This window comes from Nonomuraea sp. NPDC049309 (genome assembly GCF_043196965.1).
In the GTDB taxonomy this organism is placed as follows: domain Bacteria; phylum Actinomycetota; class Actinomycetes; order Streptosporangiales; family Streptosporangiaceae; genus Nonomuraea; species Nonomuraea fastidiosa.
Genome location: NZ_JBICSH010000004.1, coordinates 1 through 11,426, shown reverse-complemented (window position 1 = coordinate 11,426; position 11,426 = coordinate 1). Strand labels below are relative to the sequence as shown.

Annotated in this window: 9 protein-coding genes; all 9 read right to left on the bottom strand. The window is 70.6% G+C overall.

The annotated features are described in order from the left end of the window. Positions 1-322 precede the first annotated feature (322 nt). On the bottom strand, positions 323-1,489 hold the full coding sequence (gene rodA, locus ACGFIM_RS25205; protein WP_393204214.1) for a rod shape-determining protein RodA: 1,167 nt from the start codon (positions 1,487-1,489) through the stop codon (positions 323-325). 625 nt (positions 1,490-2,114) lie between these two features. Beyond that, the gene (gene mrdA, locus ACGFIM_RS25200) at positions 2,115-4,160 is read right to left on the bottom strand and encodes a penicillin-binding protein 2 (protein ID WP_393204212.1); all 2,046 of its coding nucleotides are present in this window, start codon (positions 4,158-4,160) and stop codon (positions 2,115-2,117) included. Next, positions 4,157-4,621: a rod shape-determining protein MreD gene (mreD, locus tag ACGFIM_RS25195; protein WP_393204210.1), complete on the bottom strand. Its 465-nt coding sequence runs from the start codon at positions 4,619-4,621 to the stop codon at positions 4,157-4,159. Before mreD ends, mrdA begins: the two co-directional genes overlap by 4 nt. A 304-nt stretch (positions 4,622-4,925) precedes the next feature. Beyond that, on the bottom strand, positions 4,926-5,804 hold the full coding sequence (mreC, locus tag ACGFIM_RS25190) for a rod shape-determining protein MreC (RefSeq protein ID WP_393204208.1): 879 nt from the start codon (positions 5,802-5,804) through the stop codon (positions 4,926-4,928). Next, positions 5,804-6,835, bottom strand: a complete 1,032-nt coding sequence (locus ACGFIM_RS25185; protein WP_393204206.1) for a rod shape-determining protein — start codon at positions 6,833-6,835, stop codon at positions 5,804-5,806. The genes mreC and ACGFIM_RS25185 overlap by 1 nt, the downstream gene beginning before the upstream one ends. Positions 6,836-7,143: 308 nt before the next feature. Further along, positions 7,144-7,575: a nucleoside-diphosphate kinase gene (ndk, locus tag ACGFIM_RS25180; RefSeq protein WP_393204204.1), complete on the bottom strand. Its 432-nt coding sequence runs from the start codon at positions 7,573-7,575 to the stop codon at positions 7,144-7,146. Between the two features lie 121 nt (positions 7,576-7,696). Continuing rightward, positions 7,697-9,274, bottom strand: a complete 1,578-nt coding sequence (locus ACGFIM_RS25175) for a hypothetical protein (protein ID WP_393204202.1) — start codon at positions 9,272-9,274, stop codon at positions 7,697-7,699. An 11-nt stretch (positions 9,275-9,285) separates the two neighbouring features. Continuing rightward, a complete protein-coding gene (locus ACGFIM_RS25170) occupies positions 9,286-9,624 on the bottom strand; it encodes a DUF4233 domain-containing protein (RefSeq protein WP_393204200.1) in 339 nt (112 codons plus the stop codon). Then, positions 9,621-10,913 (bottom strand): bifunctional folylpolyglutamate synthase/dihydrofolate synthase, encoded by a 1,293-nt coding sequence (locus ACGFIM_RS25165; RefSeq protein ID WP_393204198.1) that lies wholly within the window; start codon positions 10,911-10,913, stop codon positions 9,621-9,623. The genes ACGFIM_RS25170 and ACGFIM_RS25165 overlap by 4 nt, the downstream gene beginning before the upstream one ends. Between the last annotated feature and the right edge of the window lie 513 nt (positions 10,914-11,426).

Below are 11,426 nucleotides of genomic sequence, written 5' to 3'. Positions count from 1 at the left end.
ACCGGCACACCGATGGACGGCCACGAGCCCGACCGGCGAACGGTCAACCGCCACGACAGGCGCACCCGGCGGACACGTCACGAGCAACGGACCCGGGAGAACACCGGGCTCCGGCAGGCGCACTGATCGCACAGCCGACCGGGCACCGATCACCGGCCCGCCGGCACTACTCGAATGATCGGCCGGCCACTGACCGACCAACCGCACTGACCGGACGACCAGCCGCGCACTGACCGAACAACCAGCCGGACACCGACCGAACGACCAGCCGGACACTGACGGAAAGACCGGCCAGGCACTGGATCGGACGACCAGCCGGGCGCTAATCGAACGACTGCCTCCGGATCTTGATGGCCTGCAGCAACCCGATCGCGATGAGGTTGGCGAAGGTGGCCGTACCGCCGTAGGAGACGAACGGCAGCGGCAGACCGGTGATCGGCATGATCCCGATCGTCATCCCCACGTTGATGAACGACTGGAACGCGAACCAGCACACGATCGTGCCCGCCACCAGCGTTCCGAACCGGTCCTCGCAATGCCTGGCGATCTTCAGCCCGCGCAGCAGCACCACGCCGAGCAGTATCACCACCGTCACCGACCCGAGGAATCCGAACTCCTCCCCCGCCACCGTGAAGATGAAGTCGGTGTGCTGCTCGGGCACGAACCGCCCGGTCGTCTGGCCGCCGCCGAGCAGCCCCTTGCCCAGCAGCTGCCCCGACCCGATCGCGATCAAGGATTGAGTGCTGTTGTAGCCGACTCCGCGCGGGTCCACGTTCGGATCGACGAACGCCGTGAACCGCGCCACCTGGTACGGCTCCAGCATCTGGAAGTAGAACACCGAGAACACCGCGGCCCCGGCCGCCAGCATCAACAGCGCGATGATCCGTTTGCGCACTCCGGAGATGACCAGCCCGGACGCCGTGATGACCGCGAGCACCATCGCCGTGCCCAGGTCGGGCTGGAGCATGACCATGCCCATCGTGATGCCGGCGGCGATGAGCGCCAGCACCACATCCAGCCCGCGCGGCCGGTCACTGCCCTCGGCGGGTTGCGCCAGCAGCATCGCGATGATGAGCAGCAGCCCCACCTTCGCGAACTCCGACGGCTGAACGGCGAACCCGCCGCCCAGCAGGATCCACGAGTGCGACCCGTTGATCGTCGCGCCCAGCGGTGTCAGCACCAGCCCGAGCCCGACCAGCGACAGCAGGAACACCAAAGGCGCGTACGCCCGCATCGCCCGATGGTCGATCATCGCCACGAGGCCGCACAGCACCAGGCCGATGGTCTCGTTGAGTATGTGCTTCTTGACCAGCCCCGTGGACCCCGGCGCCCAGGTCCTGGTCGATGACCACACCAGCAGCGTGCCGATCACCGACAGCCCCAGCACGGCGACCAGCATCGGCCCGTCGAGCCTGCGCACGACCGAGTTCTCGCGCGCCATCCGCCGCAGGAGGGACGGCCGCCGGATCGCCACCGTACGCGCGTTCACCGCACACCCCTCCCGTCCAGCTCGCTGACCCCGTTCAGCCCTCGACGACGATCACCCGCGCCGCCACCCGCCCTCAGCCCAGCCCCGGCCCCGAACCGGCAGCGACCGCATCCGGCATCGGCCGAATCCGCGCTCACCCGGCGACCACACACACCCCCGAGCAGCCCGCGACGACCACGCGGCCCCTCGAGCCGGCAACGACCACCCAAGACCCCGAGCCCATGGCGATCACGCAGGGACCCGAGTTCGTGGCAACCACGTGGGGAAACGAGCCCGTGGCGACCACGCGGGGACCTGAGCCCGTTGCAGGCACAGAGGGCCCCAAGCCCGCTCCGGCCGCCACCCGCCACTCCGGCACCGGCCACGCCCCCACCCCCGAGGCCCCCGCACCCGCGCACGCCCCGCTTGCAACCGGCGCCGAACCCGCTCCGGCGAAGGCCGCTCAGGGCCCTGAGCCCGCCCACGCCGCGACCACCACCGGCACCGGATCCGCCTCGGCCCAGGTGACGGGTTTCGACGTGCCCCCTCATCCCCAGATCACCGACGGGGACGAGCCCACCCATCCCCGGACCACCGCCCAGGACGAGCCCACCCATCCCCGGACCACCGCCCAGGACGAGCCCGCTCATCCTCCGGCCACCGTTCCGTCGGGGGAGAACCGCGGCAGCCGGGTCGTCAGCCGCCCGCCCGGCACCGCCGGCTTGCGCTTGATCCCGTAGATGCCCTCGTAGATCTCCCTGGCGGCCGGTGCGGCCGTTTCGGCGCCCATGCCTCCTTGGGACACCATCACGACGACGACGTACTGAGGATTGTTCGTGGGCGCGAACGACGCGAACCACGAGGTGTCCTTCTTGCCCCAGACCTCCGCCGTACCGGTCTTGCCGCCCACGCGCACCTTGTTCATCGGGAACCCGGCGAAGGCCCCCGCCGCGGTGCCGTCCTCGGCGACGTGGCTGAGCGCGTTCTTGATGTAGCGCCGCTCCTTCTCGCTCAGCGGCAGCTTGCCGACGACCGGCACCGGGATGGTCCGCACGACCTTGCCGTCGGGCCGCACCTGCGCCCACCCGATGCGCGGGCTGCGCAGCTTGCCGTCGCTCACCAGCGCCGCGTATGCACGCGCGAGCTGCATCGGCGTGACGAGCACGTCGCCCTGGCCGATGGAGAAGTTGGCCGAGTCACCAGGCCGCAGCAGGAAGCCCTCGGTGCAGTTCTCCAGCGCCAGCCGCTTGAGGAACTCGGCCCGCGCCTTGTCCTTGACCTCCGGGTACCCCTTGCGCGACCGCTCGCAGTTGGTGGCGCTGGTGCTCTGCCACATGGCCTTCTTCCAGGCCCGGTCGGGGATCCGCCCGGACGACTCGCCCGGCAGGTCCACCCCGGTCGGCTCGCCGAAGCCGAACGCCCGCGCGGTGTTCGCGAAGATCTCCTTCGGCTTCTTCTTCGGATAGCGCCCGCCGTCCTTGAGGTACTGCTCGTACGCCGCCTTGTAGAAGATCGTGTCGCACGACTTCACCAGCGCCATGTGCAGGCTGAGCGTGCCCAGCGGGATGCCGCGGAAGTTGTTGAACGCCCGCCCGCCCACGTTGACCGAGCCGGGGCAGCCGTACTGACCGTTGAGCGGGTAGCCGGCCCGCAGCATCGCCGCGACCGAGGTGATCTTGAACGTGGAGCCGGGCGCGAACTGCCCGTTGATCGCCCGCGACACGAGCGGCTTGCCCGACTTCTCCGACATCAGCCACTGATAGCCGCGCGCTGAGATGCCGCCCGCCCAGATCTCCGGGTCGTAGCTGGGCGCGCTGGCCAGCGCCACCACCCGCGCGGTCCGGGCGTCGAGCACGACGGCCGCCCCGCCGTCGGCCGCGGGCGCCGACTTCATGGCCCGGTCGAGCGCCTTCTCCACGACCGCCTGCACCCGCGCGTCGATGCTGGTCACCAGGTGGTCGCCGGGGACGGGCGTGACCTGCTCCTCGACGCCGAGCGCCTTGCCCATGCGGTCGACCTGGACCCTGCGCCAGCCGGCCTTGCCGCGCAGCGCGTCGTCGTAGACGTATTCGAGTCCGTCGCGCCCCACCAGATCGACCCCGGAGAAGCTGGCCTTGAGCCCTTCGCGCTTTTGGAGCTCGGCTTCGGTGACGGGCTGCAGGTAGCCGAGCATCTGCGCCCCGGACCGCCCCAGCGGGTACTGCCGCACGGAGTGGATCTCCGCCGTCACCCCGGGGAACTCCTCCTGGCGCTCCAGGATCTGCAGTGCCTCGCGGGTGTCGACCTTCTCGTCCAGCGGGACCGGCTGGTACGGAGACCCCGCCCAGCACGGCTTGCCCACCCCGGGCCCGCAGGGCGTGATGCGCTGCTGCAGGTCGGCGACCGGTTTGCCGAGCACCTGCGACAGCTTGCGCAGCACGCCGATGCCGCGGTCCTTCATCCGCAGCAGCTGGTTACGGTCGACGGAGACGACGAGCGCGGTCTTGTTGCGCACCAGGGGGCGTCCTTTGGCGTCGAGGATCTGCCCGCGCACGGCCGGCACGATGACCGTCCGCGTCCTGGTCTCGGTCGCCCGCGTCACGAACTCCTGCCCGCGCACGACCTGCACCTGCCAGAGCCGCATGGCCAGCACGACCAGCAGCGTCACCACGATGACGTGCAGCACCAGCAGCCGCGCCCGCATCCTGGTCATGTCGAGAACCTCGCGTGTCTGCCCCTCGTCGTCAGCCAGATCACGATCGGCGAGACCAGCAGCGTGTAGACGATCGTGACCGGCACCTGCTCGGTGAGGGTGGCCAGCGATACGCGCGGGTCGGAGATCAGGCCGCCCACGGCCGCCGCGAGCAGCGGGGCCATCAGTACGCACAGCACGACGGTGGTGACGGGCCCGCCCGCGCCGCGCCCGGCGACATAGCCGACGAGCGCCAGCACGAACGCGTATTGGCCCACGAGATGCGCGGTGGGCGGCATGACGTCGACGAGCAGGCCGGTGCAGAACCCGAGCACGGCCCCCGGCGCCGCCCCTCTGGTCAGGGAGATGCCGATGACGGCGAGCAGCACCAGATCGGGCGCGCCGCCGCCGGGCAGCGCCATCCGGTTGACCAGCATGACCTGCGCCAGCAGCGCCAGCACCACAGAGAACCCGCCGATCACCACGCCCCCTTTCCGCAACCGCTCACCCGTCGCCCTGTCGCACCTCTTCGGAGGCGCCTCAGCTCACCGCGCCCTTCGGCACACCTCAAAGCACGATCCCCTTCGGCACGCCTCAAAGCACGATCCCCTTCGGCACGCCTCAAAGCTCGGTCTCCTTCGGCGCGGCTCATCGCATCGCCGCCTGCGAGGCACCTCATCCCGCCGTACCTTCCCCAGCGCCTCACCGCACCGCCGCCGCCTCCGAGCCGCCTCACCCCGGCGCACCTTCCCCAGCGCCTCACCGCTCCGGCCCCTCCGCGACGCCTCATCGCGTCGCCTCCTTCGAAGGCAGCACCGCGTCGCGCGGGTCGCGCTTAGGCGCCTCCACCACCACGCCCACCACGTCGAGCGCCGTCAGATCCGCGTAGGGACGCGCGTAGGCGATGCGGGTGAGCTCGCCCGGCGTGGACTCCACCCGCTCGATCACCCCGATCGGCACTCCGGGCACGTACGGCCGCCAGTTCTGCGACCCGAAGCTGACGATGCGCCCGCCCCTGCTCAGCGGCGCCGTCGAGTCGAGCAGCCGGAACTGCACCAGCCGCCCGTGCTCGCCCACGCCGTGCACGACGCCGATCTCCTTGCCGCCTTCCAGCCGCGCCCCGACGGACGAGGCGGGATCGCTGATCAGCGCCACCGTCGAGGTGTGCGAGGACGCCTGAAGCACCCGCCCCACCAGCCCGTCGCCGTTGATGACGGTCATCTCCGGGCGCACGCCGTCGCCGGTGCCCACGTCGATCTGCACGGCGTCCTCGAACCCGGGCAGCCCGCGCCTGGCGATGACGTTGGCGGGGACCGTCTTGTAACCCCCGATGCCGGCCAGCCCGAGCATCTTCTTCAGCTCCTTGGACCGGTCGGCGTCGAGCTTGCCCGCCAGCAGCCCGGCCCGCAGCTTCGCGTTCTCCTCCTGGAGCGCCTCGATGCGCTCCTGCGCGGCCGGTGCGGTGACGAGCGCGTGCAGGAACGCGCCGACGGGCTGCACCACCACGCTGCTGAACTGCTCCGCCGTGCCGAACAGGTAGGCGCCGGCCGCGCGCAGCGGGCGCAGCGGCGAGCTGTCACCCGTACGGTGGTCGACGGTCAGGATGACGAGTGCGGCCGCGAGCAGCACTCCCAGGGTGAGCCTGGCACGGCGTGAGTCTCTCATCAGTGTCGCGACTCCGGCACCAGGACCTGCTGGAGCGCCTCGAACTCTTCCGCGCACTTGCCGGAGCCGATGGCCACCGAGTCGAGCGCGTTGTCGACGAGGTGGACCGGCATGCCGGTCTCGGCCTTGACCCGCTCGTCGAGCCCCTTGAGCAGCGCCCCGCCGCCGGTCAGCGCGATGCCGCGGTCCATGATGTCGCCGGACAGCTCGGGCGGGCACTTGTCGAGCGTGGTCTTGACCGCGTCGACGATCGCGTTGACCGGCTCCTCGGTGGCCTTCCTGATCTCTTCGCTCGACACGATGACGGTCTTGGGCAGCCCGCTGACCAGGTCGCGCCCGCGCACCTCGGCGTGCGACTCCTCACCGATCGGGCAGGCGGAGCCGATGGCGATCTTGATCTCTTCGGCGGTGCGCTCGCCCAGCATCAGCGAGTATTCCTTCTTCGCGAACGCGATCACCGCCTGGTCGAGCTCGTCACCGCCGATCCTGATCGACTGGCTGGTGACCACGCCGCCCATCGAGATGATCGCCACCTCGGTGGTGCCGCCGCCGATGTCGACCACCATGTTGCCGGTGGGCTCGTGGACGGGCAGCCCGGCTCCGATGGCCGCGGCCATGGGCTCCTCGACGATGTAGACCTTCCTCGCCCCCGCCTGGTAGCCGGCCTCCTTCACCGCCCGCTGCTCCACGCTGGTGATGCCGCTCGGCACGGCGATGATGATGCGCGGCTTGGCGAAATGGCGTCTGCGGTGCACCCGCTGGATGAAGTAGCGCAACATCCGTTCGGTGACGTCGAAATCGGCGATCACGCCGTCTTTGAGCGGGCGGACCGCGACGATGTTGCCAGGCGTGCGGCCGATCATCCTCTTCGCCTCGATGCCGACCGCCACGATCTTGCCGGTAGCCGTGTTGATCGCGACGACTGACGGCTCGTTGAGCACGATGCCGCGGCCACGCACGTAGACCAACGTGTTGGCGGTGCCCAGGTCGACCGCCATGTCACGGCCGAGGAACGCGAGCTTGCTGCCCATGGGGAACGGAGCCCTCCGTAACGTCGTTCGCGAGTGACTACGGAATGAATTCGAATCGTAACGTGACGTACCCACCGATGCGCGCAATGAGCCATCGCGCCTGTCAAAAATCTCCAGCCCCTACCCCAACCGCAGCTTTGCCCGGATTGCACCACAACATCCGTTAGCTGACGGGAACGATCCACCACATCGACCACAGCGGTCCCGGCCACCCGCACCCGGTGCCCGCGACGCCGGAACACTACGCCGTCCCACCGACAAAAAAGCCCGCGCAGCCGAGGCTGCGCGGGCTCACCGAAGCGGATCGCTCAGAACCGGTCGGGGAAGAAGATCTTGATCTCCCTGGCGGCCGACTCCGGCGAGTCGGAGCCGTGAACGACGTTCTCACCGATCTCGAGTGCGTGGTCACCGCGGATCGTGCCGGGGGCGGCCTTGACCGGGTCGGTGGCGCCGGCCAGCGCGCGGAAGGACTCGATGGCCCGCGGCCCCTCGAGGACCATGGCGACCAGCGGCCCCGAGGTGATGAACTCGACCAGCTCGCCGAAGAACGGCTTCTCGGCGTGCTCGGCGTAGTGCGCCTTGGCGGTTTCGGCGTCGAGGGTGCGCAGGTCCATCGCCACGACCTTGAGGCCCTTGCGCTCCACACGGGCGATCACGTCACCGATGAGGCCGCGCTTAACCCCGTCGGGCTTGATCAGGACAAGAGTGCGCTCGGACACGTGGGGTTCTCCTTCGAACATGGGTGTGATCGCGGCCGCGGGCACCGGCCTGGCCGCGAGGTCGCGTCGCGGGGCACGCGCCCACGCGCCGCCGTAGCAGGGCACTCAGCTTACCGTGACGCGCCCTGCCCCGTTTTCGTCCTCATCCGCTCCCGGGCCCCGCGTCCTCCGGCGACTGCCCTGGAGGAGGCACCGAGGGCGCGGGCCTGCCACCCTGGCTCAACGACCCCCACCTCACGACGGCCTCGGCCCCGCCCTGCGTCTCGGCGGCCGGCCGGTCATCGGCGGGCGCGGAGACGAGCAGCACGTCGGTGGGCCCGGACGGCCCCGCACAGGGCCTCTCGGGCACCGCGGGATCCTTACCGCGCCGCGCCGTCAACGCGGCCAGCGCGATGATCGCCACCATCAGGAACCCGCTGATCAGCGCCCACCAGTGCAGCGCCCCCATGTAGCCGTCGACCAGCTCCTGCGGCGACCGCACGCCCTCCAGCATCGCCATCTGCACGCCCGCGCCGAGCAGGAACCCCGCCAGCACGCCCGTGCAGCACAGCGTCAGCCCGTACGCGGCCGCGCCGATGCCGACCTCCTGCAGCCCCGCCGTGATCGCGACCGCCGCCCCCACGGCGAGCAGAGTGAACGGGACCGTCAGCACCATCCCGTCGGCCGAGGGGACCACGAGCCGGACCGAGCAGAGCCCGACCACCATGGCGAGCAGGCCCAGCGGCGCGAGCCAGCGCCCGCCGCCGCGTGCGAGCAGCCGCACCGCCACCGCGGCCGCGATCGCGAGCACTCCGGCCACCGTGTACGGCACCCACAGGCCGCGCAGCCCGGGACCGCCGAGCCCGCCCATCTCGGCCATCGTGACCTGGGCGGCGCTCGGCAGCAGCACCACGCCGACCGCCACCATCGCGTACGCCATCACCCGCCGGCGCGCGCCGCCGACGGAGGCGAGCCCCAGCAGGCCGGCCACCGCGAGCGCCGCGATCAGCACCACCGCCCCTGACCGCCAACCGGCGCTCGCCGTGCTGACGGCGGCCGCGGCGACCACCGCCACCGGCCCCAGGAGCAGCAGCAGCCGCTTCAGCTCGCCCCGCTCGAACGACTCCCCGGCCGGCCGCCCGGCCACCATCCACACGACCAGGTGCACGGCCGCGAGGCCCAGCGCGATGCCCGTGACCATCGGGTACGGCTGCAGCGTCACCCGCCAGCTCGTCACCTCGTCGAGCGGCCACAGCGCGAGCGCCTGCGCCGTGAGCAGGCTCAGCGCGAACATGCCGGCCCACAGCCCGCGCAGCACCGCCGCCCGGTCCCAGACGGCGATGAGCGTGACCGCGAGCACGGCGCCGGAGCCGAGGCCGCGCAGCACCCGCACCACGCCGACGACCAGTTCCGACGCCGCGTAGCCGCCCGCCGCGTCGGACACGGCGACCAGCGCCAGCGCGCCGACCAGCAGCGGCGCCGCGGGCACCCGCCGCGTCAGCGCGGCCGCGAGCGGCACCGCCGGCATCAGCGCGGGCAGCGCGAGCCCGTGCGTGCGCATGAGCCCGGCTCCGGCGAGGTCGGCGGGCAGCAGCCCGGCGACGACGGAGAGCGTGTTCGGCACCGCGACCACCGCCAGAGGCAGCGAGATCACGATGAGGAGCCCGAGCAGGATGTCGAGCGACCACGATCGGCTAGGGCGCGCCTGAAGCGGCGGCCGCGTACTTGGGGGGACGGCCATAGTGGCCGACTTTAGCGGGAAGTAGCGCCCTCGACACGGCGAGCGACGATAATCGCCGTTATCCACAGCGCGGCGAAGATCGCACCGAGGAAGAACATCGTCGGCACGAGGAACCCCGTGCAGATCGCGAGCACCTGCACGACGGTCCCGGCGATGTACCCGAACGGCCGCTTGAGCAGGCCCGCGATGACCACGCACAGCACGGCGAGCCCGATGCCGACGGTCACGGCGAGCCCGGTCGCCACCCCGCTGTTGATCGCCACCGGCGTGACGAGCGCGGCGACGATGGCCTCCATGCCGAGCACGGTGCCGCCGAGCCTGCGCATGCCTGGAGTGACGTCGAACTTCATGGTGTTCCGTCCGCTTTGAGGAGCAGCCGCGCGTCGCCGGCCGTGACGACGGACCCGGTGATGAACACGCCCGTGCCGCTGAACTCGCCCTCGGCGTCCGCGATGCCGATGGCCTGGTCGATGGCGTCGTCGAGGCGTTCGACGACGTGGATGCGGTCGTCGCCGAAGATCGGCTCGGCCAGCGCGGCCAGCTCCGCCACGGGCATCGACCTGGGCGAGGAGTTGCGCGTGAGCACGACCTCGTCGAGCACCGGCTCCAGCAGTTCGAGCAGCGCCTCGACGTCCTTGTCGCGCATCACGCCGACCACGCCGATCACCTTGGCGAAGTCGAACGCCTCATGCAGGCCGTCGAGCGTCGCCTGCATGCCTCCGGGGTTGTGCGCCGCGTCGATCACCACCGTGGGCGAGCGCCGCACCACCTCCATCCGTCCCGGCGAGGACGCCGTCGCGAACGCCTGGCGTACCAGATCGACGTCGAGCTGCTCGTCGCCGCCGGTCAGCGCCTCCACCGCGGCCAGCGCGCACGAGGCGTTGCTCGCCTGATGAGCGCCGTACAGCGGCAGGTAGACGTCGTCGTAGACGCCCTTGAGCCCGCGGAACGTGATCAGCTGCCCGCCGATCGCCACCTCGCGGCTCATGACCCCGAACTCCAGACCCTCGCGCGCCACCACCGCGCCGACCTCGGCCACCTTGCGCATCAGCACCTCGGCCGCCGCCAGCTCCTGCTGTGCGAGCACCGCCGTCTGCCCCCGCTTGATGATGCCGGCCTTCTCCGCCGCGATGCTGGGGATGTCGGGCCCGAGCCGGTCGGTGTGATCCAGCGATATGGGCGTGATGACGGACACCGATCCGTCCACCACGTTCGTCGCGTCCCACGAGCCGCCCATGCCGGTCTCGATCACCGCGACGTCGACGGGGGTGTCCGCGAACGCCGCGAACGCCATCGCCGTCAGCAGTTCGAAGAACTGGATCCGCCGGCCTTGCGTGTCGGCCAGCTCGACGTACGGGATGATCTCCTCGTAAACCTGCGCGAAGCGCTCTTCGCTCAGCGGTTCGCCGTCCACCGTGATCCGCTCGCGCATCGACACCAGATGCGGGCTGGTGAACCGCCCCACCCTCAGGTTGCGCTCCCGCAGCAGCGCCTCGGTCAGCCGCGCCGTGCTCGTCTTGCCGTTGGTGCCGGCGATGTGTATGACGGGGTACGCCCGCTGCGGCGAGCCGAGCAGGTCAAGAAGGGCCGCGATCCGATCGAGCGTCGGCTCGAAATCCCACTCGACGCCACGATCCATGATCGCGCGTTCTACCGCACGATAATCCACCCCTCAACCCTACTGACCTCCCGCAGCGGTCCGTACGTCCCGGGCAACGCGGCGCGCCCCGACGACGTCCGCCAGAGCCCTCCGGAAAGCCCGCGAAGCCACCTCCGGCGCCCCTGCTCTTCCGACCGCGGAAACCCTGCTCCGAGCGCCAGGACAACGCCTGCACAGGGGAACAACCCTTCGGCCTAGGAAAACCCACGAATAATCCACCCAAGGAGCCCCGGCACCTCATTCAAGGCGACGCTTCCAGAGCCACCCGAAAAGCCACCACCGGCGCCCGACAAAAGCCTTCGCAACAGGCCGGCGAACTCATCTTCAGCGAGCAATAAGACGCCCCACAGCGCCGACAACAACATGACTCCGGGGAAGCACATGACTCCGGGCATGCAAAAGAGGGGCCCTGACACCCACAACAGGTGCCAGAACCCCTCTCTCAAAAATTGTCCGGCGGTGACCTACTCTCCCACACCCTCCCGAGTGCAG